This window comes from Enterobacter sp. UCD-UG_FMILLET, from assembly GCF_000762975.1.
Taxonomy (GTDB): Bacteria; Pseudomonadota; Gammaproteobacteria; order Enterobacterales; family Enterobacteriaceae; genus Enterobacter; species Enterobacter dykesii.
Genome location: NZ_JRJC01000047.1, coordinates 127,744 through 150,610 on the forward strand (window position 1 = coordinate 127,744; position 22,867 = coordinate 150,610).

25 protein-coding genes are annotated in these 22,867 nt (G+C 56.2%); 10 read left to right on the plus strand and 15 right to left on the minus strand.

Annotated features, from left to right (window positions below):
- The first annotated feature begins 245 nt into the window (after positions 1–245).
- Both LA04_RS21760 and LA04_RS21765 read left to right on the plus strand, forming a co-directional pair.
- Positions 246–1,820: an ExeA family protein gene (locus tag LA04_RS21760; protein WP_047653149.1), complete on the plus strand. Its 1,575-nt coding sequence runs from the start codon at positions 246–248 to the stop codon at positions 1,818–1,820.
- On the plus strand, positions 1,820–2,404 hold the full coding sequence (locus tag LA04_RS21765) for a hypothetical protein (protein ID WP_047653150.1): 585 nt from the start codon (positions 1,820–1,822) through the stop codon (positions 2,402–2,404). Before LA04_RS21760 ends, LA04_RS21765 begins: the two co-directional genes overlap by 1 nt.
- A gap of 18 nt (positions 2,405–2,422) precedes the next feature.
- Here LA04_RS21765 and LA04_RS21770 read toward each other — a convergent pair whose 3' ends face one another.
- From LA04_RS21770 to LA04_RS21780, 3 genes are all read right to left on the minus strand, one after another.
- Entirely contained in the window at positions 2,423–3,046 is a 624-nt protein-coding gene (locus tag LA04_RS21770) for a helix-turn-helix domain-containing protein (protein ID WP_047653151.1), read from the minus strand.
- A gap of 257 nt (positions 3,047–3,303) precedes the next feature.
- Positions 3,304–4,134 (minus strand): N-acetylmuramoyl-L-alanine amidase, encoded by an 831-nt coding sequence (locus LA04_RS21775; RefSeq protein WP_047653152.1) that lies wholly within the window; start codon positions 4,132–4,134, stop codon positions 3,304–3,306.
- The gene (locus tag LA04_RS21780) at positions 4,131–4,454 is read right to left on the minus strand and encodes a heavy metal-binding domain-containing protein (RefSeq protein WP_023310944.1); all 324 of its coding nucleotides are present in this window, start codon (positions 4,452–4,454) and stop codon (positions 4,131–4,133) included. The genes LA04_RS21775 and LA04_RS21780 overlap by 4 nt, the downstream gene beginning before the upstream one ends.
- A gap of 97 nt (positions 4,455–4,551) precedes the next feature.
- On the opposite strand from LA04_RS21780, the gene LA04_RS21785 reads away from it, so the two are divergent.
- From LA04_RS21785 to artJ, 6 genes are all read left to right on the plus strand, one after another.
- Positions 4,552–5,070: a lipoprotein gene (locus LA04_RS21785; protein ID WP_047653153.1), complete on the plus strand. Its 519-nt coding sequence runs from the start codon at positions 4,552–4,554 to the stop codon at positions 5,068–5,070.
- Positions 5,071–5,296: 226 nt separating this feature from the next.
- Positions 5,297–6,025 (plus strand): arginine ABC transporter ATP-binding protein ArtP, encoded by a 729-nt coding sequence (gene artP, locus LA04_RS21790; RefSeq protein WP_047061479.1) that lies wholly within the window; start codon positions 5,297–5,299, stop codon positions 6,023–6,025.
- Between the two features lie 19 nt (positions 6,026–6,044).
- Positions 6,045–6,776, plus strand: coding sequence for an arginine ABC transporter substrate-binding protein ArtI (gene artI, locus LA04_RS21795; RefSeq protein WP_033145049.1), 732 nt, complete (start codon positions 6,045–6,047; stop codon positions 6,774–6,776).
- A 6-nt stretch (positions 6,777–6,782) separates the two neighbouring features.
- Entirely contained in the window at positions 6,783–7,499 is a 717-nt protein-coding gene (gene artQ, locus LA04_RS21800; RefSeq protein ID WP_023310941.1) for an arginine ABC transporter permease ArtQ, read from the plus strand.
- The gene (gene artM, locus LA04_RS21805; RefSeq protein ID WP_023310940.1) at positions 7,499–8,167 is read left to right on the plus strand and encodes an arginine ABC transporter permease ArtM; all 669 of its coding nucleotides are present in this window, start codon (positions 7,499–7,501) and stop codon (positions 8,165–8,167) included. The genes artQ and artM overlap by 1 nt, the downstream gene beginning before the upstream one ends.
- A 173-nt stretch (positions 8,168–8,340) precedes the next feature.
- Positions 8,341–9,072 carry an arginine ABC transporter substrate-binding protein ArtJ gene (gene artJ / locus LA04_RS21810; RefSeq protein ID WP_047653154.1) on the plus strand — a complete coding sequence of 244 codons (732 nt, stop codon included), beginning with the start codon at positions 8,341–8,343 and terminating at the stop codon, positions 9,070–9,072.
- A 67-nt stretch (positions 9,073–9,139) separates the two neighbouring features.
- On the opposite strand, the gene LA04_RS21815 is transcribed toward artJ, so the two are convergent.
- The 11 genes from LA04_RS21815 to nfsA form a co-directional block, all read right to left on the minus strand.
- A complete protein-coding gene (locus LA04_RS21815; RefSeq protein ID WP_047653156.1) occupies positions 9,140–10,609 on the minus strand; it encodes a sensor histidine kinase in 1,470 nt (489 codons plus the stop codon).
- Positions 10,593–11,300 carry a response regulator transcription factor gene (locus LA04_RS21820; protein WP_047653157.1) on the minus strand — a complete coding sequence of 236 codons (708 nt, stop codon included), beginning with the start codon at positions 11,298–11,300 and terminating at the stop codon, positions 10,593–10,595. The genes LA04_RS21815 and LA04_RS21820 overlap by 17 nt, the downstream gene beginning before the upstream one ends.
- 72 nt (positions 11,301–11,372) lie before the next feature.
- The gene (gene rlmC / locus LA04_RS21830) at positions 11,373–12,500 is read right to left on the minus strand and encodes a 23S rRNA (uracil(747)-C(5))-methyltransferase RlmC (protein WP_047653158.1); all 1,128 of its coding nucleotides are present in this window, start codon (positions 12,498–12,500) and stop codon (positions 11,373–11,375) included.
- Between the two features lie 40 nt (positions 12,501–12,540).
- Positions 12,541–13,014, minus strand: coding sequence for a YbjO family protein (locus LA04_RS21835; RefSeq protein ID WP_024907853.1), 474 nt, complete (start codon positions 13,012–13,014; stop codon positions 12,541–12,543).
- A 65-nt stretch (positions 13,015–13,079) separates the two neighbouring features.
- On the minus strand, positions 13,080–13,925 hold the full coding sequence (gene potI, locus LA04_RS21840; RefSeq protein ID WP_047653159.1) for a putrescine ABC transporter permease PotI: 846 nt from the start codon (positions 13,923–13,925) through the stop codon (positions 13,080–13,082).
- Complete coding sequence (potH, locus tag LA04_RS21845) at positions 13,922–14,875, minus strand: putrescine ABC transporter permease PotH (RefSeq protein WP_047653161.1); 954 nt, start codon at positions 14,873–14,875, stop codon at positions 13,922–13,924. The genes potI and potH overlap by 4 nt, the downstream gene beginning before the upstream one ends.
- A 9-nt stretch (positions 14,876–14,884) precedes the next feature.
- Positions 14,885–16,018, minus strand: a complete 1,134-nt coding sequence (gene potG, locus LA04_RS21850) for a putrescine ABC transporter ATP-binding subunit PotG (RefSeq protein ID WP_024907855.1) — start codon at positions 16,016–16,018, stop codon at positions 14,885–14,887.
- Positions 16,019–16,115: 97 nt separating this feature from the next.
- The gene (gene potF / locus LA04_RS21855) at positions 16,116–17,228 is read right to left on the minus strand and encodes a spermidine/putrescine ABC transporter substrate-binding protein PotF (RefSeq protein ID WP_008503444.1); all 1,113 of its coding nucleotides are present in this window, start codon (positions 17,226–17,228) and stop codon (positions 16,116–16,118) included.
- Positions 17,229–17,579: 351 nt separating this feature from the next.
- Entirely contained in the window at positions 17,580–18,056 is a 477-nt protein-coding gene (locus LA04_RS21860) for a YbjN domain-containing protein (RefSeq protein ID WP_003858385.1), read from the minus strand.
- A gap of 63 nt (positions 18,057–18,119) precedes the next feature.
- On the minus strand, positions 18,120–19,022 hold the full coding sequence (gene rimK / locus LA04_RS21865; protein ID WP_029739445.1) for a 30S ribosomal protein S6--L-glutamate ligase: 903 nt from the start codon (positions 19,020–19,022) through the stop codon (positions 18,120–18,122).
- Positions 19,023–19,091: 69 nt separating this feature from the next.
- Positions 19,092–19,814, minus strand: a complete 723-nt coding sequence (nfsA, locus tag LA04_RS21870; protein ID WP_047653162.1) for a nitroreductase NfsA — start codon at positions 19,812–19,814, stop codon at positions 19,092–19,094.
- Positions 19,815–19,998: 184 nt separating this feature from the next.
- On the opposite strand from nfsA, the gene LA04_RS21875 reads away from it, so the two are divergent.
- Positions 19,999–20,268, plus strand: a complete 270-nt coding sequence (locus tag LA04_RS21875; protein ID WP_006809455.1) for a GrxA family glutaredoxin — start codon at positions 19,999–20,001, stop codon at positions 20,266–20,268.
- 30 nt (positions 20,269–20,298) lie between these two features.
- Here LA04_RS21875 and LA04_RS21880 read toward each other — a convergent pair whose 3' ends face one another.
- A complete protein-coding gene (locus LA04_RS21880) occupies positions 20,299–20,673 on the minus strand; it encodes an inner membrane protein YbjM (protein WP_047653164.1) in 375 nt (124 codons plus the stop codon).
- A 273-nt stretch (positions 20,674–20,946) separates the two neighbouring features.
- On the opposite strand from LA04_RS21880, the gene LA04_RS21885 reads away from it, so the two are divergent.
- Positions 20,947–22,632 (plus strand): aspartate:alanine antiporter, encoded by a 1,686-nt coding sequence (locus tag LA04_RS21885; RefSeq protein WP_014169303.1) that lies wholly within the window; start codon positions 20,947–20,949, stop codon positions 22,630–22,632.
- The last annotated feature ends 235 nt before the right edge of the window (positions 22,633–22,867 follow it).

Below are 22,867 nucleotides of genomic sequence, written 5' to 3' on the forward strand. Positions count from 1 at the left end.
TTTCTGCCAGTCAGTAATTCACAGCACAGGGCTGTATGAGTGAGTGGTGCAAATGCTAATGTGTTTCCTCGCTCCCGCCCATTAACACTTCCGCTAACAATAATTTAGAAAAAGATTGATCGCTAAATAAACCTATGATAGAAGCGCAGACCGAGTATTTTTACCCTCCATTCAAATTGCCCCTTCCGCCTGTATCCTTTACTTTTCCGGCTCCTTGTTATGAATAAAAGAGACGGTAATACGCTATGTATATGCGCCATTTTAATTTCACTACCCAGCCTTTCCGGGCTATCACCCGGATGCCAGGTGATTTTTTTGTTCCGTATCATCAGGATGTGTTCGGTTTGCTGAAAGAGAAGTGCCAGACAACAGGCGTCACCGCGCTCTTTAGCGACGACAGCTATCTTGCCTCGCAGTTTTGCGATGCGCTGAAAAAGCATGACGGCACGCTGCTCGCCATTAACGCCTTCCCGAAACTCAGCGCCAGCGGCCTGCTCTATAAACTCAACACCACCACCAATGAGAGCAAAACCCGGATCCAGGCGATTGATGCTGTGCTGCGCCAGTGGCAGGACGAGATGTTGTCCCGCAAAACCACGCGTAAAGTGCTGGTCATTTCGCATATTCAGTCGATGAAAGCGAATTGCCATGACGCACTGTCCATGCTGTTAACCCGCGCGCAGGAGCTGGATGTGCCTCTGTCGGTTGTGCTGATGGGATCGGACGACCAGGAAGCCACCCTCCTGCAGTCCGGGTTGCGTGAATCTCTTCATACGCATCACACGCTCCGGCCCCTCACCTGCCGCGAGTCCCTGAGCTATGTTCAGGCCCAGTGTGAAGCGCATGGCAGCGACGCGACGCCGTTCACCCGGGCCCGCATGCGCAAGATGCACGCTCTGACCAAAGGACAGGCTGGCAAACTCAACGAGCTGGCGCACCTTGCGATGCTAGCCGCCTGGACCGAGCGTTCAGCGCAGGTATCGCCGCGCCATCTGCGCCTCGCCGCCGGAGAAGTTCTGCCGGCGAAACCGAAGGGCAAACGCCTTGCCGTTATGGGTCTTTTTGCCTCTGTACTGTTTGCCGCCTGCGGCTGGACATTCATGCCCACCCTTACCGCCAGACTGCCTGTAGAGCTGCCCGTAATGGCGAGCTGGAAACCGCAGGCGCCAAAAACCGACGCCCCAGCGGTGCCGGTTATTGATAATGAAGTGGTGAATAAGCCCGATGCGATGCATCAGCTCTATACCATGTGGGGTTATGACGCCACCATGGAAGAGGCAAACTGCCAGAATGCCGGGCGGGTCAACCTGATGTGTAAGGAGGGCAGCGCGCCGGTCGAGGAGCTGGCGAAAGAGGGTTACCCGTGGATCGGCGAGATCAAAACCGGCGATCACCTGAACTATGCCGTGGTGGCCAGAGTAGATGATAACTCGCTGGATCTGCTGATGAATAATCGCACCTGGCAGGTGAGCCGCAGCTGGTTTAACCAGCATGCAACGGGCAATTACACCCAATTGCACCGTCTTACGCCGCAGGGGAAAGATGCCGTGAGCGCCGAAAGCAGCGTCAAAGATCTGGGCTGGATGGATCGGCAGCTTAGCCTGGCGCTGAATCTTCCCGAAACCCACGCAAAGGTGTGGACCGCCGAACTGATGCAACGTACCCGCGAGTTTCAGCAGAAAATGCATCTGCATGTGGACGGGATTGCGGGTGAAGATACATTGATGCAGTTAATGCGTGAAGCCAGGACAACGCCAAGCGTACTTATTCAGTCCGCAAATATATCTGCGACCCCCACCGCGCAGGAGAAGCATTCATAATGTCGACGATTACTCTGGCTGCCCAGCGCAGCTATACCCTGAACGCACCGGTCTGGTTTTCTTACCGGCGCCCCTCGCTGAAAAAAGTGGTCTGCGCCACCCTGCTCTGGGCGATGGGAATAGTGATGACGATCGCTGCGGGACTCTACGCTCATCTCTACTGGGATCTGCGCCATCCGGTACCTGAGCCAATAAAAGCGAGCGCCGTTAAGCCAGAAACGACGCTATCGGATATGCATTATGTCTATGTCAGTAAACCGTTCCCGCAGCCTGAACCAAAGCAAGAACCTGTGACAAAAGAGATGCCGCCGCTGCAGGAGATGCCCATTGATAGCGGCGATGCCGACTGGCAGCAGGCGCCCGACGGTGAAATGCCGCATGATATTTCCCGGGAGACATTGCCAGGGACAGAGGTGAACCATCAGAACCTTGATGACGGGGCGATCAAGGCATTATTAATGAAGGCGTTAAAAGAACAGGAAAAAGATTATTCGCAGGGGAAAATGCCCACGCCTCCCGAGGAGGAAACCACGGCAGGAACGCAGGCAAATAATTCACTGAAACATAGCGCCCCTTTCACTTAAAAAGGAGTTGGAAAGCGATTAATATTTCTCCGGCAGTGCTGACAAATGCATTAGACGACCTTTGTCCACCTGAATGTAATTACCTTTCTTCAGGTCGGCGAGAATTTTAATAATGGTACTCCTGGCCAGGCTGGTATATTCCTGAATATAGTCGTAAATATTGATATCGCGCTGATGGTGTACCATCAGTTCGTTAATTTCCAGCAAGAATTCGCGAACAATCGAGTACGCGCTGCGGGCCACCAGCACTTCGTCACGCTTGCTGAGCAGGCAAACATACCAGGAGAGGACTTTACTCAAGGCTTCCCACAGATTTTTTTCGCTCATCAGACGGAAAAAATCCTCTTTTTTAAGGGTGCGCACCACGGTATTGGCACGAACCAGGCCGTACATATGCGTTGAGTTGTAATAAATAGAGGAGAGACCAAAAATACATTTATTCTGTAAGGTGAACATACACAGCTCATCCGACTCGCGACGAAATTCAACTTCACCGCTAACGATAAAATGAATATCTTCGTTGTTATCGGTACTGATACGCTGCCATTTGCGTAAGGTTCTTTCTTCAAGACCTTCAGTTGCCGCGATAATAGCGTCGATTTCAGCTTGTGGACGGCTATTTTTACCATAGATACTTAACATAGTTATACCTATTAAATTAAATTGAAAAGGTGAACGTGCGCAATCACAGCGCATAAATGCGTAGTCCATTTAACAAATGTAAAGTAAAGTTAAAACGTTAGCAGATCGGCGTTTCTTATTTGTCGTGCTGATATATTTTCAACCACGTTTGCGAGTAATTTCGACTGAGAAAACTATAAATCATCAACGCGATGAATGTGATTTAAAATCAGTCCAAAAGAAGACCGTGAAAAAGTGGAGTCGGGTAACCCGAAGGATTACCCCTGCCCGTAGCGCTCCAGCAGCGCCTCCGCGATAGCCAGCGTTTCGCGATCGGCCACGCCGTCCCAGCGTGCCGGGCGAAAATGCATCTGAAACGCGACGATCACGCGCTTCTGCTGTGCGTTCGTCATGTTATCGGTCACCTCATAGCCGTATCGCGCCAGCAGATCGAGCAGCACCTGCGGCTCCACGCGCTCATCGCGCGGCTTGCCGTTCAGGTAAAACGCCACTCGTGCCGGGTCGGGCCATGCGCCAATCCCCTGCAGCGCCAGCTCACGCCACGGGAACAGCGGGCCGGGATCGTCTTTGCGCTGCGGGGCGATGTCCGAATGGGCCACCACATTTTCAGGTTTGATGTTGTAGCGGGTGATAATGTCTTTGGCGAGCGGCACCAGCGCCGCAATTTGCGCAGGCTCAAATGGGGTAAATTGCTTAACGCCCGACGTTTTTTGCCAGCCACGGTTCTCAAGCTCAATGCCGACAGACGTATCGTTAATCCGGTTGGTGCCGCGCCAGAAGCTAATGCCCGCATGCCAGGCCAGTTCGCTTTCAGGCACCAGCTGCCAGATGCGCGGTTTGCCGTCCGGTGCCGGGGGGTTAGCCGGAATCAAATAGTGAGAGCTGACGTTCTTATCCGTCAGCGTGGCCAGCGAGCTGTCAAAGTCATCCGCGGTGTAGTGGATCACCAGCACCTTGATGCGCGGGTAAGCCGCCTGCGCCTGATGGCGCGTATCTAGCTCGTAGGCGCCTTTGTCGATAATCCCTTTTTCCGTGACGCATCCTGCCAGCAGCAGCGCCAGCAGGAGCGTGGCAAGCGAACGCCTCATCGGAGGGTTTTCACCGCCGTACCGCTTACGCTCACCATCAGCATGCTGGCATCTTTCCCGACCGTTTCGTAGTCGATGTCAATCCCCACGACCGCGTCCGCACCGAGGGCTTCCGCCTGCTCGCCGAGCTCTTTAAAGGCGATTTCACGCGCTTTGCGCAGCTCTTTTTCGTATGCACCCGAGCGACCGCCCACGATATCGCGGATACCGGCAAAAAAGTCACGGAAGATATTGGCGCCGAGAATCGCTTCACCGGTGACCACGCCGCAATACTCGGTTATTGTCTGCCCTTCCAGGGTTGGCGTTGTAGAAAACTGCATGGTTTCTCTCCTTCTTTAGCGTTCAATGCCTTAGGCACAGCATTATCGGTTCGTTACGCTATGATTGAAAGGATAGTTAATAAATAAGGAAATCAACATGCGCTATTCTGCTTTAACACTTTTCGTGCCCTGCGCGCTGGTGCTCAGCGCCTGTACCACCACGGTCACGCCAGCCTTTAAGGATATCGGTACCCGCAGCGGCCCCTGCATTGAGGGCGGCCCGGACGCCGTGGCGCAGCAGTTCTATGATTATCGCATTCAGCACCGCAGCAACGATCTCACCGGCCTGCGCCCGTATCTGAGCGATGGACTGGCAAAACTGCTTAACGACGCCACCCGCGATCCGCAGCATAACGCCCTGCTGAAATCCGACCCGTTCTCCAGCCGCGCCACGCTGCCGGACAGTGCTGAAGTAGCCAGCGCGTCAACCATACCGAACACGGATGCCCGCAATATTCCGCTGCGCGTGAAGCTGACTCAGGGAACCCAAACCTGGCAGGATGAAGTGCTGATGATCCGTGAAGGACAGTGCTGGGCGGTTGACGACGTGCGCTACGTTGGCGGCAGCGTTCATGCCCCGGCAGGCACGCTTCGCCAGTCGATTGAGAATCGCTAAACCCGCCGATACAACCCGGTAACCCCCGTAAAATGTGCGGCATTTCATGCGGAATGCCGACATTTATACTCGCCGACCTTACCGTTCGCTATTTTGTGCTATGTTTAAGAGGAAACACGGGTTATATTTAACTTTTAACGCAGAAATATTGCATAACTATTCTGTCAACGGTACTATCTGCGGCCTCAATTGCTATAGATTGCCTGGATGAGTAAAGACTGCCCCGATGAGTATTAAACTAAACGGCATTAACTGCTTCTACGGCGCACACCAGGCGCTGTTTGACATCACGCTGAACTGCCCGGAAGGCGAAACGCTGGTTTTGCTTGGCCCAAGCGGTGCAGGCAAAAGCTCCCTTCTGCGCGTCCTTAATCTGCTTGAAATGCCCCGTTCAGGTACGCTGGCGATTGCCGGTAACCATTTTGACTTCGCAAAAACGCCGTCTGATAAAGCGATTCGCGAACTGCGTCAAAACGTCGGCATGGTCTTCCAGCAATACAATCTCTGGCCGCATCTGACCGTCCTGCAAAACCTGATTGAAGCGCCGTGCCGCGTGCTGGGGTTAAGCAAGGATCAGGCGATCGCGCGCGCCGAAAAGCTGCTGGATCGTCTGCGTCTTAAGCCATATAGCGACCGCTTTCCGCTGCACCTTTCCGGTGGTCAGCAGCAGCGCGTAGCCATTGCCCGCGCGCTGATGATGGAGCCTGCGGTACTGCTGTTTGATGAACCGACCGCTGCGCTGGACCCGGAAATCACCGCCCAGATCGTCAGCATCATTCGCGAGCTGGCGGAAACCAATATTACGCAGGTTATCGTCACCCACGAAGTGGAAGTGGCGCGTAAAACCGCCAGCCGTGTGGTCTATATGGAAAACGGTTATATCGTTGAGCAAGGTGATGCGAGCTGCTTCGCGAACCCGCAAACCGATGCCTTCAAAAACTATTTATCTCATTGATTGTGTCAGGGGAAATATAATGAAAAAAGTATTACTTGCCGTGCTGCTTGCTGGCGTTACCCTTTCCGCTACCGCAGCCCAGACCATTCGTTTCGCCACGGAAGCCTCTTACCCTCCGTTTGAGTCCATTGATGCGAATAACAAAATTGTTGGCTTCGACGTTGACCTGGCTAACGCCCTGTGTAAAGAGATCGACGCGACCTGCACCTTCAGCAACCAGGCGTTCGACAGCCTGATCCCAAGCCTGAAGTTCCGTCGTATCGACGCCGTCATGGCCGGTATGGACATCACCCCGGAGCGTGAAAAGCAGGTTCTGTTCTCTACGCCTTACTACGACAACTCCGCCCTGTTCATTGGTCAGAAAGGTAAATTCACCTCTGTCGATCAGCTGAAAGGCAAAAAAGTCGGCGTGCAGAACGGCACCACGCACCAGAAATTCATCATGGATAAACATCCGGAAATCACCACCGTTCCGTATGACAGCTACCAGAACGCCAAGCTGGATCTGCAAAATGGCCGTATCGATGGCGTATTTGGCGATACCGCTGTCGTGACCGAATGGCTGAAAGCCAACGACAAGCTGGCGCCAGTGGGCGACAAAGTGACCGATAAGGATTACTTCGGTACCGGTCTGGGGATTGCCGTTCGTCAGGGCAACACTGAGCTGCAGCAGAAATTCAACGCTGCGCTGGAAAAAGTGAAGAAAGACGGCACCTACGAAACCATCTACAAAAAATGGTTCCAGAAGTAATTCCTGATGAATGAAATTTTTCCTTTAGCAAGCGCCGCCGGGATGACCGTCGGCCTTGCCGTTTGCGCACTGATTATCGGCCTCGTGCTGGCGATGTTCTTTGCGGTGTGGGAATCCGCGAAATGGTTCCCCGTCGCCTGGACAGGCTCCGCGCTGGTCACCGTGCTGCGTGGGCTACCGGAAATTTTGGTGGTCCTGTTTATCTATTTCGGCTCCTCGCAGCTGCTGCTGACGCTGTCGGACGGCTTCACGATCAATCTTGGCTTTGCGCAGATCCCGGTGCAGATGCAGATTGAAAACTTCGACGTCAGCCCGTTCCTGTGCGGCGTGATTGCCCTCTCCCTGCTCTACTCCGCGTACGCGTCGCAAACCCTGCGCGGTGCGCTGAAAGCCGTGCCGCAGGGTCAGTGGGAGTCGGGTCAGGCGTTAGGCCTGTCGAAGTCAGCCATCTTCTTCCGTCTGGTCATGCCGCAGATGTGGCGCCATGCCCTGCCGGGCCTCGGCAACCAGTGGCTGGTGCTGCTGAAAGATACCGCGCTGGTGAGCCTGATAAGCGTTAACGATCTGATGCTGCAAACCAAAAGCATCGCCACCCGTACCCAGGAGCCCTTTACCTGGTACATTGTGGCGGCGGCTATCTACCTGGTGATCACGTTACTCAGTCAGTACATCCTCAAGCGTATTGACCTGCGTGCGACGCGCTTTGAACGGAGACCAGGCTGATGCTTGAATATTTCCCCGAGCTGATGAAAGGGCTGCACACCAGCCTGACGCTGACCGTGGCGTCCATTATCGTGGCGCTGATCCTGGCGCTCATCTTCACCATCATCCTGACGCTGAAAACGCCGGTGCTGGTGTGGATTGTGCGCGGCTACATCACCCTGTTTACCGGTACGCCGCTGCTGGTGCAGATCTTCCTGATTTACTACGGCCCGGGCCAGTTTCCGTCGCTGCAGGAGTATCCGGTTATCTGGCATCTGCTCTCTGAACCGTGGCTGTGTGCCCTGATTGCCCTTTCGCTGAACAGTGCGGCCTATACCACCCAGCTGTTCTACGGGGCGATCCGCGCCATTCCGGAAGGACAATGGCAGTCCTGCGGAGCGCTGGGCATGAGCAAGAAAGACACGCTGGCGATCCTGCTGCCATACGCCTTTAAGCGCGCGCTCTCCTCTTACTCCAACGAAGTGGTGCTGGTGTTCAAGAGTACCTCTCTGGCCTACACCATCACCCTGATGGAGGTAATGGGTCACGGACAGCTGCTGTACGGACGCACCTATGACGTGATGGTGTTCGGTGCGGCAGGCGTGGTCTATCTGGTGGTTAACGGCCTGTTGACGCTGATGATGCGCCTGATCGAGCGTAAAGCGCTGGCGTTTGAGCGCAGAAATTAACCACTCGAGTGCATAAAACTAAATTCATGAAGCGGGTAACCTGATGGGTTATCCGCTTTTTTTTGTCAGATAAATAATACTTAATCATTTTTATTGCATATAAATTCATTAAGTGGCATTGTACATCCATGCCGCAGACACGGCGCATAAATAAGACAGACGGGAGTATTACAATGAAAAAGTTAGTTCTGGCCGCATTACTTGCCACCTTCGCCGCTGGCGTATCCGCAGCTGATAAAATCAATTTTGGCGTGTCCGCCACCTATCCGCCGTTCGAATCGCTGGATGCCAGCAACCAGATCGTGGGCTTCGACATTGACCTGGCGAAAGCGCTGTGCAAACAAATGCAGGCCGACTGCACCTTTACCAACCATGCCTTCGACAGCCTGATCCCGTCGCTGAAGTTCAAAAAATACGACGCGGTGATCTCCGGGATGGACATCACGCCTGAGCGCAGCAAACAGGTGGCGTTTACCGACCCGTACTACGCCAACTCGGCGGTCGTGATTGCGAAGAAAGGCGCGTATACCTCTTTCGATCAGCTGAAAGGCAAACGCATCGGAATGGAAAACGGCACCACGCACCAGAAATACCTCCAGGATAAGCATCCGGAAGTGAAAACCGTGGCTTATGACAGCTACCAGAACGCGATTATCGACCTGAAAAATGGCCGTATCGACGGCGTGTTCGGCGATACCGCCGTGGTGAACGAATGGCTGAAAACCAACCCGCAGCTGGGCACCGCAACGGAAAAAGTGACCGATCCGCAGTACTTCGGCACGGGCCTCGGCATCGCGGTACGTCCGGATAACAAGGCCCTGCTGGAAAAACTAAACGGTGCGCTGAAGGCGATTAAAGCGGACGGCACCTACCAGAAAATCAGCGAGCAGTGGTTCCCGCAGTAAGATTTTTTTGCCGGGTGGCTCGGCCTACGGGGGTGGTAGTCTGTAGGCCGTGCCACCCGGCAATTTCTCACAACGGCACAAAGAACCTGAACCGCGCCCCGCTCACCGACTCCATCAGCCTGATCCCACCGCCGTGCAGCTCCAGCATACGTTTCACGATTAACAGCCCCAGCCCACCGCGATTCTCCCGTGATGCCTGGGTATTCAACGCCGATGGCCGCTGGAAAAGATCGTCGCGCAGCGCGGCATCCACGCCCGTTCCGCTGTCAGCCACTTCAACCTGAAGCCGTTCATTCTCCTGCCAGACCGCCAGACGAATTTCCCCACCAGATGGCGTATGGCGCATCGCGTTATCCAGCAGGTTGGTCACCACGCGTTCGATCATTGACACGTCGGCGTTAATCAGCGGCAGCGGTCCCGGCACGTCAATATGCAGATTCACCTCGCGCGTGCGGGCGGTGAGCTCAAACTTCTGCGCCACGTCGGAAATCAGCTCCCCCATCGCGAAACGCTCGCGCTGTGGCTTAATGCCGCCGTGCTCAAGGCGCGCCAGCTCGAACAGCTGCTGCGAAAGATGACGGACTTTTTGCCCCTGACGCAGCGCGGTGGTGAGATACTGCTGGTGCTCCTGCGGCGTCAGCGTGGCGGACTTCAGCGACAGGGTTTCCAGATAGCCCAGCAGCGAGGTCAGCGGCGTGCGTAAGTCGTGCGAGATATTGGCGATAAATTCCCGGCGCTGGCGATCGCTGTCGGCCAGCTGGTCCCACTGGCGGGTGATTTTGCGCGCCAGCTCGATAAAACTGTTGCGCAGGATCGCCACTTCATCCTTTGCCGCCGCGTCCGACGGCTGTGCCGCCAGCTGCCTGATAGCGCTTATGCTGTCCTGCTCCAGCCCGGCGACTTCGACCGTCAGCTGTTTTACCGGGCGCGTGACCCAGTACCAGACCAGTAAACCTGCCAGCAGGCCAAACAGCGCGACCCACAGCATTGACCACAGCACCGTGCTCCACAGCGCCTTGTGCCAGGCCATTTCCGCCAGGGCGTTGGACTCCTCGCCTTGTAAAATAATGTACAGGTAGCCTTTTAGCTCGCCGTCCTGCCGCAGCGGCGTGGCGCTAAAGACCTTTTTATTTTGACTGCGAGGATCGTCGCCCAATACCGGCATGGGCGCGCCGCTCAGGAAGCTCTGCACCGGTGCCAGGTCGATTTTTTGCCGCTGAATATGGCCCGGAGGTGCGGCATCGGCGAGGATATCGCCGTCCGGGGAGACGACGTACAGCTCAACGCTCGGATTAAAGGTCATCAGCCGATCGAACAGCGGCTTGAGTGCCGTTCGGTCGACCCTGCCCTGCCCGTCCAGAATCGGTTCCCGCTGAACGATCTGCTGCGCCAGCCCACCCGACAGCCGCTGCACCATCGCGTTACCGTACTGCGTACTGCTGTAGAGCTGTACCGCGCAGGCGACGGTGGCGCAGAGCATCATCAGCAGGATGAACAGCAGCGTCAGGCGCTGGCTCAGGCTAAAGCGGCGCATCATGATTTGGCTCCGCAAATTTATAACCCTTGCCCCAGACGGTGCGAATAATCTCCGGCTCAGCGGCGTCCTTCTCAATCTTGATGCGCAGGCGGTTGATATGGGTATTGACGGTGTGCTCGTAGCCTTCGTGCTGGTAGCCCCAGACCTGCTCCAGCAGCGCCAGACGGGAAAATACCTCGCCGGGATGACGGGCAAAAAAGTACAGCAGCTCGAATTCACGCGGGGTGAGATCCACCACATGGCCGTGAAGCAGCACGCTGCGCGCCAGCGGATCGATGGTCAGACCGTGGGCCTGAATTTGACCGTCGGTTTGCGCCTGCCCCATCGCCTGCTGGCGGCGGAACAGCGCTTTGATGCGCGCAATGAGTTCCTGCACCGAAAACGGCTTAGCCAGATAATCATCGGCGCCGGTTTCCAGCCCGGTGATGCAGTCGGTTTCGCTGCTGCGGGCGCTGATGATGATCACCGGCAGGTAGCGCGTCATCTGACGGACACGGCGGCAAATCTCCAGACCGTCAACGCTGGGCAGCATCAGGTCGAGGATCACCGCATCCCACGGCTGTTTTTCAAGACGCAGTAAGGCCTTGCCTCCGTCGGGCTCGTGGGTGATGGCGTAGCCTTCGTCTTCTAAATTGAGTCGCAGAAGCGCCGCGATATCGTGGTCGTCTTCCACCAGCAGGATCTGCTTCATGGGTAAGCCTTTATTGATTTCTTATGACGTAAGCTTACCTGATTTCGCAGGAATGAAGAGTTCACATTTTGTTTAAGACTTCACGAGCAGCGTCAGCACTTCATAATGCGCGGTATGCGGGAACATATCGAAAAGCTGAACGCGTTCAATGCGGTAGCCCGGCAGGCTGGCGATGTCTTTCGCCATGGTCTGGGCGTTACAGCTGGAATAGACGATGTACTCGGGCGCCATCTGGCTCAGATAGTCGCACAGCGCCTTGCCGATGCCGCGGCGCGGCGGGTTGACCAGCACCAGCTCCGGCACGTTGCCCTGGCCGGTCGCAAACTGCGTGGAGTCCAGCGCCTGGAAGTGCAGATTCGTTAACCCCAGCCCGGCGGCGGACTGCTTCGCGCAGGCAATTGCTTCGGCAGAGATCTCAATGCCGGTGAGCTGCATCTCCGGCGTGGCGCAGTGCAGGCCAAAGCCGCCCACGCCGCAGAAGAGATCCCACATATGCTGGATGTTTAACGCACGGACCCAGTCGCGGGCGGTGGCGTACAGGCTGCTTGCCACGGTCGGGTTGGTCTGGAAGAAGCTTTGCGGGCGGATCCACAGCGGTACGCCGTTGAAGCTTTCGGCCAGCGCGTGCTGGTCGGTGAAGAAAATCTCTTTCTCCCCTTCCATGATCGCCATATGCACCGGCTGAACGTTTGCCGTAATGACCTTCAGCTGCGGCAGCTGTTCCTGCAGCCACGGCAGCGCCGCGCGCAGCTGCTCCAGCTTGGCTTCCGAGCGCAGCACGAAGCGCAGCATCATACCGCCGTCGAGTTGGCTTTCGGTCAGCAGAAGATATTTCAGCTCGCCGCGCTTACGAGCCACGCTGTAGGGCGTTAACCCTGCCCGCGCGATAAACGGTTTCAGGGCGGCAAAGACGGGCCCAAAGGAGGCGGGATAGAGCGGGCAGTCGGTTAAATCTTCCTGCGTGCCGTCGCGGTGCAGCATCCCCAGCAGCGGTTTTTCAACGCTGCCGCTGACCACCATTTTGGCTTTATTACGAAAGCCCTGCTCCGGGCCGCTGACGGGTGCGCACCACTCGCCCACCGCGTGTGCTGCCAGCAGCAGTTGCAGGTCGGCCATTTTGGCGGTGAGTTGTTGAGAGACCGGCTGTTCTATCCACTGACAGGAGCGGCAGCGTCCGGCGTCATAGAGTGCGCACTGCATATGAGAACCTTAAGAATCACGAGGGCTGCGATTATACACATTATTGCAGGCGGAAGAACCGCCGACTGGAGGCGGGAACAAACAGCAGGAACAGAACCAGCATGTCCGGCAGTTTTTGCATAAACAGCGCGCGCAGGATCTCGCGCTTGGATTCCCCGGCAATGCTGAACAGCTCCGGGTAGCCGTATCCCAGCGAGGCGGCCCACAGATAGCTGGCGGCGGTAATTTGCGTCAGCAGATAGACCCAGCGCGCCCAGTTGCGCCCTTTGACCAGCGAAAACGCGCAGTAGATCTCGATAAACACCAGCACCAGGCTGCTCAAAAAGACCAGCGTCAGATTCCACGTCTGCACGCTGCGGTGAATGAATTCACCGATGCCGCGCACGCCCAGGGTGTTCAGAATCATCAGCACGTCCAGGCAGCGGATCATAATAATGGCGAGCGCCGCCACCTGAACCAGTGCAGGTACGTTAGGACGCGCGTGCGTAATACGTGATTTTTTTAATAATCCCAATGTTTTACTTCCCTGAAAAACAGTGCCGCGTCATGCGCGGCACATCACTGGAAATTTTAAATCCTTCAGCCGCGTCTTGCACGCTGGATATCGCGCACGCGCTGTTTTTCCGCGCGCGCCATCAAATACCAGGCGATAAATCCGACAATTCCGACCACGCCGAGGATGATAGAGGCCAGGGCATTAATCTCCGGGTTGACCCCCATGCGCACGCTGGAGAAGACCAGCATCGGCAGCGTCGTCGCGCCCGGCCCGGAGACAAAGCTGGCGATAACCAGATCGTCAAGGGAGAGCGTGAACGCCAGCAGCCAGCCGGAGATCACCGCCGGCATAATCATCGGCAGAGTAATGATGAAAAAAACCTTCAGCGGCGTCGCGCCAAGATCCATCGCCGCCTCTTCAATGGAGCGATCCAGCTCGCGCAGGCGCGAGGAGATCACCACCGCCACGTACGCGGTACAGAAGGTGACGTGCGCCAGCCAGATGGTGAGCATACCGCGGTCTGCCGGCCAGCCGATGGCGTGCGCCAGGGCCACGAACAGCAGCAGCAGCGACAGACCGGTGATCACGTCCGGCATCACCAGCGGGGCGGTGATCATAAATGCGAACCCGTTTGAGCCGCGAAAACGGCCGAAACGCACCATCACCAGCGCGGCGATCGTCCCCAGCACGGACGCCATGGTCGCCGCCAGCGCCGCAATGGTCAGGCTCAGCCCCACCGCGCTCATCATCGCATCATCGTGGAACAGCTCGCTGTACCAGCGCGTCGACCAGCCCGCCCAGACCGTTACCAGCTTAGAGCTGTTGAAGGAGTAGATCACCAGCATCAGCATCGGCGCATACAGGAAGGTAAAGCCAATAACCAGGATCGCTATTCGCCACGGGGAGCGCACTACCGGTAAGTTGTTCATCCGTGATCTCCCATCTGTTTCTGCTGATGCTTGTGGAACCACATGATCGGCACGATCAGCAGCAGCAACATGACAATCGCCACCGCAGAGGCCACCGGCCAGTCGCGGTTATTGAAGAACTCCTGCCACAGCACGCGGCCAATCATGATGCTGTCCGGGCCGCCGAGCAGTTCCGGGATCACGAACTCCCCTACCGCCGGGATAAAGACCAGCATTGACCCGGCGATAATGCCGCCTTTGGTCAGCGGGACGATCACGCTGAAGAAGGTCTTCAGCGGACGCGCGCCGAGATCGAGCGACGCTTCCACCAGCGAATAATCAATGCGCGTCAGCGCCGTATAGATCGGCAGCACCATAAACGGCAGGTAGGCGTACACAATACCGATATAGACCGCGAGGTTGGTGTGCAGGATCGTCAGCGGCTGATCGATAACCCCGAGCCACATGAGAAAGTTATTCAGCACGCCGTTGTTTTTCAGGATCCCCATCCAGGCGTAAACGCGGATCAGGAACGAGGTCCACGACGGCAGGATCACCAACAGCAGCAGGATGTTGCGCGTCGACGGCTTGCTGTGCGCCACCGCCCACGCCAGCGGGTAGCCCATCACCAGACAGCAGAGCGTCGAGATCGCCGCCACCTGCAGCGACTGCAGATAGGCTTCGAAATAGAGCGGGTCGTCGGTGAGCTGCAGGAAGTTGCCGAGATTAAGCGTCAGCGTCAGCTGCCCGTCGGCCCAGTCCAGCAGGTTGGTATAGGGCGGGATCGCCCGCGCCATCTCCGCCAGGCTTATCTTGAAAACAATCAGAAACGGCAGCAGGAACAGCAGGATCAGCCACACGTACGGCATGGCGATCACCAGCTTGCGGCCGTGCTTCATCTGCTTGCGCGTCAGCCACTGGGCAAAACCGCCCGGTTTGCCTGCGCGGGCTGGAGGTTCAAGTGCACTCATGATCGCTCCTTATACCGTCAGCACTACGCAACTGTCAGCATCCCAGCACAGGCGCACTTCGTCACCCCATGTTGGTTGCCCCTTGCGGTAGCGATGTTCGTTCTGTAGCTGTGCGCTGAGCATCTGCCCGCTTTTCAGCCGCACGTGGTAGATAGAGAGATCGCCAAGATAGGCAATGTGCACCACTTCGCCGACGGCAAAGTTATAGCCATCGGCAGGCGGATCCTCACAGAGCATGATTTTCTCCGGACGCAGCGCGACGTAGACCGGCACGTTGTCCACCACCGAGTTATCCGGATCGACCTTAAGCGGATGCTGCAGCCCCGGCGATTCGATGACCAGGCCATCTTCCTGACGATCTTTCAGCAGCCCTTCGAAGACGTTGACCGAGCCGATGAACTCCGCGCTGTAGCGGGTGGTCGGGTGCTCATAAATCTCTTCCGGCTCGCCAATCTGCACGAACTTCCCGCGGTTCATGATCGCGATACGTCCGGCCATGGTCATCGCCTCTTCCTGGTCGTGGGTCACCATCACGCAGGTCACCCCCACGCGCTCGAGGATATCCACCACTTCGAGCTGCATACGGTCGCGGAGTTTTTTATCCAGCGCGCCCATCGGCTCATCGAGCAACAATAATTTCGGGCGTTTTGCCAGACTGCGGGCCAGGGCCACGCGCTGGCGCTGGCCGCCGGAGAGCTGGTGCGGTTTGCGCTTCGCGAACTCCTGCATGTGCACCAGGCTCAGCATCTCGGCCACGCGCGCGGTAATTTCGGCCTTCGGCAGCTTGTCCTGCTTCAGGCCAAAGGCGATGTTCTGCTCGACCGTCATGTGCGGGAACAGCGCGTAGGACTGGAACATCATGTTAATCGGGCGCTGATACGGCGGCACGCTGGAGAGATCCACACCATCGAGCATGATTTGCCCGGCGGTGGGCTGTTCAAAACCGGCCAGCATACGCAGCAGGGTCGATTTACCGCAGCCAGAAGCCCCCAGAAGGGCAAAAATCTCGCCTTTATAAATCGTCAGGCTGACGTCGTCCACGGCATGCTGGCCATCGAAAGATTTGGTGAGGTTACGAATTTCAAGAAGCGGGGTCAGCGCTTTACGGACTTTCGCCTGCGGGCGGGGGATCGCGTCATTCACGGGGTGTTCTCCGGCAGAAATCAAAACATGGTGCAGGCGCACCAGAACGGTGCGCCTGTTGCCGGGGCGCTTCGCTTCCCCGGCCTACAACAACGGGTTATTTACCGCTTTTCACCTTGGTCCACGCGCGGGTACGCACGCGGTCAATTTTTGGATCCTGGACTTTCAGGGTGAAGAGCTTGGCGAACACATCCGCTGGCGGATAGATAGCCGGGTTGTTACGGATTTCTTCGCTTACCAGCGGCACGGAGGCCTTGTTACCGTTCGCGTAGTAAACGTGGTCGCTGATGTGGGCGATCACCTCAGGACGCATCAGGTAGTTGAGGAACTGATAGGCTTCGTCTTTGTTTTTCGCATCAGCCGGCATCGCGAAGACGTCGAAGAACGCCAGCGCCCCCTCTTTCGGAATGAAGTAAGAGACGTTCACGCCGTTTTTCGCCTCTTTCGCGCGGTTAGCCGCCTGCCACACGTCACCTGCCCAGCCGATCGCGACGCAGATGTCGCCGTTCGCCAGGTCGTTGATGTACTGAGACGAGTGGAAGTAACGAATGTTTGGACGCAGCTTCAGCAGCAGATCGGTCGCCGGGCCGGTGTAATCATCGGCTTTATTGCTGTTCGGGTCTTTGCCCAGGTAGTTCAGCACGGTGGCGAAAATCTCTTCCGGCGCATCGAGGAAGGAGACGCCGCAGCTTTTCAGCTTCTCAAGGTTTTCCGGCTTCAGCACCACGTCCCAGCTGTCCAGCTTGACGTCCGGGCCCAGCGCCGCTTTGACTTTATCCACGTTGTAGCCGATACCGGTGGTCGCCCACAGGTAAGGCATCGCGTATTTATTGTCCGGGTCATGCTTCGCCACCAGCTTCAGCACTTCCGGATCGAGGTTTTTCCAGTTCGGTAACTTGCTCTTGTCCAGCGGCTGGAAGACGCCTGCCGTCAGCTGGCGCTCGAGGAAGCTTGCGGAAGGCACCACGAGGTCAAACCCGGTGCTGCCCGCCATCAGCTTTCCTTCCAGCACTTCGTTGGAATCGAACACGTCGTAGACCACTTTAATGCCGGTCTCTTTTTCAAAATTTGCCACCGTGTCCGGCGCAATATAGTCAGACCAGTTATAGACGTGCAGCGTTTTTTGTTCCGCAGCGAGCGTGCCGGCAGAGACGGCCATCAGAGCACCCGCAACCAGACCCGATAACCATTTTTTATTCAAGGCGATCATATCTTTATTCCTTCTGAAAGCTCGTTAACAAACGAACTAAAACTGTGCAATCTGAAGATATGCAATAATCATGCATAGTTTGTCGCTCTGCTCAAAATAAAAAGAAACCTCTTTACCCGGCAGCTTCCGCTCGCTTTTTTAAGCATCGCAAGAATAACTGTAGCCCGTGTCCCCGGCTATAGCCCAGACGAAAAAACGCCTTTTATCAATTTTTTATGCAGGTTATGTCTACGTGATAAGCCGAAACGGCCTTCAGGGAGGTGAAAAATTCTTTAAAGAAAGGTTAAAAGCAGCAGAAAAAATGGCCTTCTGCAGCCGCTATGGCAGCGACTGCGCAAAAGTCAGACAGGCTTAGTGAAGAAAATTGGGAGATGCATCATTATTCTCTGCATCATCTTCCGCGCTATACAGCAGATGGTGTGCATTGGCTTCCATCATAACCATGGAAATTTGCTCTTCGCTCAAGCGCATAAACCAGGCGAACTGCTTGAACGACAGCCCTGCCCCGGAGAATAAAGACTGGCAAACGACCAGTTTTGGCAGATTATCATCCTGTATGTCGAGAAATGCCTTCACCGTCAAAGAACTGGCATTGATTGCCGACAGGTCGGAAGCCAGCGCCAGCAGCGCGGAGGGCTTCACTTCGGCCAGCGCGGAGAAAAGGATCACGTCGTTAATGAGATCGATTTTGGCATCGAAAATGCCGTCGAAATTCTGCATATGAGGCAGATGCAGCGCCTGGCAGGAATCGCATTCGAAGAACGTAATTCCGGCATCATCAAGCCATTGACGTAACGTATCCAGTGTAGGTACGACCTGTAAATCCATCGCTGTGCAGCCTCTTCAATATAATCTGTGCATAGGGTACGCAAAAAGTGCGCGGTAATCTATTCAACCACCCGTTTTCAGGCAGTAGCCCGGCGTGGCATGACGCTCGATCCATGCGATCATTTTACCCGCAATATCGACACCTGTGGTTTTTTCCACGCCTTCAAGCCCCGGCGAGGCGTTCACCTCCATGACCAGCGGCCCGCGCGTCGCCCGCAGAAGATCTACGCCCGCCACGTCCAGCCCCAGGGTTTGCGCCGCTTTGACGGCAATTTCCCGTTCGCGATCGCTGATATCGGCTACCCGCGCCACGCCGCCGCGGTGAAGGTTAGAGCGGAAGTCGCCCTCTTTCGCCTGACGCTCGATGGCCGCCACCACTTCATTGCCGACCACGAAGCAGCGAATATCGCGCCCTTTCGCCTCTTCGATGTACTCCTGCACCAGGATGTGCGCATTGAGGCCCCGAAAGGCGTCAATGACGCTCTCCGCCGCCTGACGCGTTTCCGCCAGCACCACGCCAATGCCCTGCGTGCCTTCCACCAGCTTAATCACCAAAGGCGCGCCGCCCACCATGTCGATAAGATCGCTGGTGTCGTCAGGTGAATGGGCAATACCCGTGACCGGAAGATCGATCCCCTGGCGGGCGAGGAGCTGCAGCGAACGCAGCTTGTCGCGGGCGCGCGAAATGGCGACGGATTCGTTAAGCGGATAGCTGCCCAGCATCTCAAACTGGCGCAGCGCGGCGGTGCCGTAATAGGTTATCTGGGAGCCGATGCGGGGGATCACCGCATCAAAGTGCGGCAGCTTGCGGCCTTTGTAGTGAATCGACGAGGCGGCCGGGTCAATGTTCATATAGCAGGACATCGGGTCGAGGATCTCAACCTGATGCCCGCGTTTCGCCGCCGCTTCTCGCAGGCGCTTACATGAATAGAGCGTTCCATCCCGGGACAATATGGCAATTTTCACCCTGCACCTCTCTGAAGACATGGAAAAATCCTGCATATCATATACGCAGGCAGGCGCAGGCGGAATGGACTATCGCGTCGCCCAGCCCTGTTTGTGCAGGTAATCAAGAATAAACGGACGGTTTTCTTTAATGATGGTGCGACGAATATGGTCAGTCCAGGTATCACGACGGTTATTGCTGTCGCGCGTCAGGTAGTAGTTCGCCAGCTCTTCGTCATATTGATTCAGGACGTCCCGATCGACCGGCTGGTAGTGGTTTTCGTGCACCAGCATGGCGGCAGGAATGCGCGGCTTCAGATCTGGGTTATCCGCAGGCCAGCCGAGGCACAGGCCAAACAGCGGGAGGACGTGTTTTGGCAGCTTCAGCAGCTCGGTTACGCTTTCAATGTTGTTACGCAGCCCGCCGATGTAGACGCCGCCCAAACCCAGCGACTCCGCCGCCGTAAAGGCGTTTTGCGCCATCAGTGCGGTATCCACCACGCCCAGCAGCAGCTGTTCGGCCAGCCCCAGCTGCGCTTCAGGGCAAATTTGCAGGTGGCGGTTAAAGTCGGCGCAGAACACCCAGAACTCGGCGGCCTGGGCAACATGCTTCTGCCCGCCGGTCAGCGTGACCAGCTGTTCACGCATGGCCGGGTCGGTGATGCGGATAATCGAGCTGCACTGCAGGAAGCTGGAGCTGGAGGTCGCTCTGGCGCTGTTAATAATCGCTTCGCGCTGCGCCTCGGTAATCGGCTCGTCGGTGAAGTGGCGAATGGAACGGTGGGATGTGAGCAGGTCTATGGTTGGCGTCATCTTGTCTCTCTTTGTCTTGCTTAAACCGTATGGCAGCCAGTATAGGCAATGATTTGCGCGGTGTAATTGGCGAAACATAGCCTTACTGTATCAAAGCGACAGGCGAAACCTTCTTTAATGGCGACAGGTTATCGGGCACTATATGTCCTATTCGCCGTCAGGCTTGTTTTTTGAGGAGAGAGAAATGTTTGCAGTAATTTTTGGTCGTCCAGGGTGCCCTTACTGTGTGCGCGCGAAAGAGCTGGCTGAGAAACTGACCGAAGAGCGCGATGACTTCAACTTCCGCTACGTGGACATCCACGCGGAAGGCATCACCAAAGCGGATCTCGAAAAAACCGTCGGCAAGCCGGTTGAAACCGTACCGCAGATCTTCCTCGATCAGAAACACATCGGCGGTTGCACTGACTTCGAAGCCTACGCCAAAGAGCATCTGGGCCTGTTTGCCGCCCAGTAATGCGAAGACGCCCTCACCCGGAGGGCGTTTTTATTTGTGGTGCCGTTGATGCTTAATCAGGCTGCACACAAACAAATAGCACAGCGCGCCGACGGCGCACCAGAAGACGCCGCTCAGCAACCACGCCAGCTCCTGCCAGAAACTTCGCGTTGATACATACAGCATGCGCATCAGCAGCAGACACAGCGGTGCCGCCAGCATTGCGCCAATAAGCGGCTTGACCACCTCCCCTTTACGGGAAAGAAAACTGGCTGCCGCTCCCGGCAGGGTAAAAAAGAGCAGCCCCAGCTCCGGGTGTCCGGCAGCCCTGAATGCCCCTTTCACATTAAAAGCGAGCGACATGCACACGACGGTAAACAGCAAAAAGCAGCTGATCACCCCCGCCCAGTTTCGTTTAATGTTCAAACTATCCTCCTGACTTATCTCTATCAAATACACCTTCGTCGGGTAGACGCCCAGTCAGATAAAGCAATGCGGCAATCCATGCCAAAGTACGCAATGGGTGATGCGATAATAGGTAGCTGTCAGTAGCTAATACGATTAAACTATCGGCCAGCTAATGTTTTAGGGAATAAATTAGGTAACAGGGAGGGTTGAACGCGTTCCCTGTCCTAAAAAACAGTAGCCCAAATAGTCCTTTCATTCAACAACTTACTGGTAAACAAGAAGTTAGCCTCCGTGAATATAAACGTCGCAGACTTGTTAAATGGGAATTACATCCTGTTATTATTTGTGGTACTGGCGCTGGGCCTTTGCCTGGGTAAATTGCGCCTGGGTTCAGTTCAACTTGGTAATTCCATTGGCGTTTTAGTGGTTTCCTTATTATTAGGCCAGCAGCACTTCAGCATTAACACGGACGCGCTCAACTTAGGCTTTATGCTGTTTATTTTTTGTGTTGGCGTGGAAGCGGGACCGAACTTTTTTTCAATTTTTTTCCGCGACGGCAAAAATTATCTGATGCTGGCGCTGGTGATGGTCGGCAGCGCGCTGCTGATCGCGTTAGGGCTGGGTAAACTGTTTGGCTGGGATATCGGGTTAACGGCCGGTATGCTGGCAGGCTCCATGACCTCCACCCCCGTGCTGGTGGGTGCCGGTGATACCTTGCGCCATTCCGGCATGGCCGGCGCGCAGCTCTCTACCGCGCTCGACCACCTGAGCCTGGGCTATGCCCTGACCTATCTGATCGGTCTGGTGAGCCTGATCGTTGGCGCGCGCTACCTGCCAAAACTGCAGCACCAGGATCTGCAGACCAGCGCCCAGCAAATCGCGCGCGAGCGCGGTCTCGATACCGATTCCAAACGTAAAGTCTATCTCCCGGTGATCCGCGCCTATCGCGTCGGGCCAGAACTGGTGGCATGGGCAGACGGCAAAAACCTGCGCGAGCTGGGGATTTACCGCCAGACGGGCTGCTATATCGAACGTATCCGCCGCAACGGCATTCTGGCGAACCCGGACGGCGACGCGGTGCTGCAGATGGGCGACGACATCGCGCTGGTCGGTTACCCGGACGCCCACGCCCGTCTCGACCCGAGCTTCCGTAACGGCAAAGAGGTGTTCGACCGCGACCTGCTCGACATGCGTATCGTCACCGAAGAGATCGTGGTGAAAAACCATAACGCCGTGGGCCGCCGTCTGGCGCAGCTGAAGCTGACCGACCACGGCTGCTTCCTCAACCGCGTGATCCGCAGCCAGATTGAGATGCCGATCGACGATAACGTTGTGCTCAACAAAGGCGACGTTCTGCAGGTCAGCGGCGACGCGCGACGCGTGAAAACCGTTGCCGACCGCATCGGCTTTATCTCCATTCACAGCCAGGTCACCGACCTGCTGGCCTTCTGCGCCTTCTTTATTGTTGGCCTGATGATCGGGATGATTACCTTCCAGTTCAGCAACTTTAGCTTCGGCATCGGTAACGCCGCCGGGCTGCTGTTCGCCGGGATTATGCTGGGCTTCCTGCGAGCGAACCACCCGACCTTCGGCTACATTCCGCAGGGCGCGCTGAACATGGTGAAAGAGTTCGGTCTGATGGTCTTTATGGCAGGCGTGGGCTTAAGCGCGGGCAGCGGCATCGGCCACAGCCTGGGCGCCGTCGGCTGGCAGATGCTGGTTTCCGGACTTATCGTCAGCCTGGTGCCGGTCGTTATCTGCTTCCTGTTCGGCGCCTACGTGCTGCGCATGAACCGCGCCCTGCTCTTCGGGGCAATGATGGGCGCGCGTACCTGTGCGCCTGCGATGGAAATCATCAGCGATACCGCGCGCAGCAACATCCCGGCGCTCGGCTATGCGGGCACGTACGCCATCGCTAACGTACTGCTCACGCTGGCGGGTACGCTGATCATTATCATCTGGCCCGGACTCGGATAACTCCTAAGAATGCGCGTGGCGGAAAATATTTTCGTTACGCGCAGAACTTTTTTATCAGGGGGCAGTCATAACTAGTGCCACTGCTTTTCTTTGATGTCCCCAATTTGTGGAGCCCATCAACCCCGCCGTTTTGGTTCAAGGTTGATGGGTTTTTTGTTGTCTGCTATTTTATCCCTTATGAAACCGCGAGTTAGTTGAATCCATTGCTTCCAATGGCGACAAAACGGCGGCAAAA

Bases quoted from the DNA above. Each gene is read 5' to 3' on its own strand.
- LA04_RS21760 (WP_047653149.1), top strand. From the start codon at position 246: ATGTATATGCGCCATTTTAATTTCACTACCCAGCCTTTCCGGGCTATC.
- LA04_RS21765 (WP_047653150.1), top strand. From the start codon at position 1,820: ATGTCGACGATTACTCTGGCTGCCCAGCGCAGCTATACCCTGAACGCA.
- LA04_RS21770 (WP_047653151.1), bottom strand. From the start codon at position 3,046: ATGTTAAGTATCTATGGTAAAAATAGCCGTCCACAAGCTGAAATCGAC.
- LA04_RS21775 (WP_047653152.1), bottom strand. From the start codon at position 4,134: ATGAGGCGTTCGCTTGCCACGCTCCTGCTGGCGCTGCTGCTGGCAGGA.
- LA04_RS21780 (WP_023310944.1), bottom strand. From the start codon at position 4,454: ATGCAGTTTTCTACAACGCCAACCCTGGAAGGGCAGACAATAACCGAG.
- LA04_RS21785 (WP_047653153.1), top strand. From the start codon at position 4,552: ATGCGCTATTCTGCTTTAACACTTTTCGTGCCCTGCGCGCTGGTGCTC.
- artP (WP_047061479.1), top strand. From the start codon at position 5,297: ATGAGTATTAAACTAAACGGCATTAACTGCTTCTACGGCGCACACCAG.
- artI (WP_033145049.1), top strand. From the start codon at position 6,045: ATGAAAAAAGTATTACTTGCCGTGCTGCTTGCTGGCGTTACCCTTTCC.
- artQ (WP_023310941.1), top strand. From the start codon at position 6,783: ATGAATGAAATTTTTCCTTTAGCAAGCGCCGCCGGGATGACCGTCGGC.
- artM (WP_023310940.1), top strand. From the start codon at position 7,499: ATGCTTGAATATTTCCCCGAGCTGATGAAAGGGCTGCACACCAGCCTG.
- artJ (WP_047653154.1), top strand. From the start codon at position 8,341: ATGAAAAAGTTAGTTCTGGCCGCATTACTTGCCACCTTCGCCGCTGGC.
- LA04_RS21815 (WP_047653156.1), bottom strand. From the start codon at position 10,609: ATGATGCGCCGCTTTAGCCTGAGCCAGCGCCTGACGCTGCTGTTCATC.
- LA04_RS21820 (WP_047653157.1), bottom strand. From the start codon at position 11,300: ATGAAGCAGATCCTGCTGGTGGAAGACGACCACGATATCGCGGCGCTT.
- rlmC (WP_047653158.1), bottom strand. From the start codon at position 12,500: ATGCAGTGCGCACTCTATGACGCCGGACGCTGCCGCTCCTGTCAGTGG.
- potI (WP_047653159.1), bottom strand. From the start codon at position 13,925: ATGAACAACTTACCGGTAGTGCGCTCCCCGTGGCGAATAGCGATCCTG.
- potH (WP_047653161.1), bottom strand. From the start codon at position 14,875: ATGAGTGCACTTGAACCTCCAGCCCGCGCAGGCAAACCGGGCGGTTTT.
- potF (WP_008503444.1), bottom strand. From the start codon at position 17,228: ATGATCGCCTTGAATAAAAAATGGTTATCGGGTCTGGTTGCGGGTGCT.
- LA04_RS21860 (WP_003858385.1), bottom strand. From the start codon at position 18,056: ATGGATTTACAGGTCGTACCTACACTGGATACGTTACGTCAATGGCTT.
- nfsA (WP_047653162.1), bottom strand. From the start codon at position 19,814: ATGACGCCAACCATAGACCTGCTCACATCCCACCGTTCCATTCGCCAC.
- LA04_RS21875 (WP_006809455.1), top strand. From the start codon at position 19,999: ATGTTTGCAGTAATTTTTGGTCGTCCAGGGTGCCCTTACTGTGTGCGC.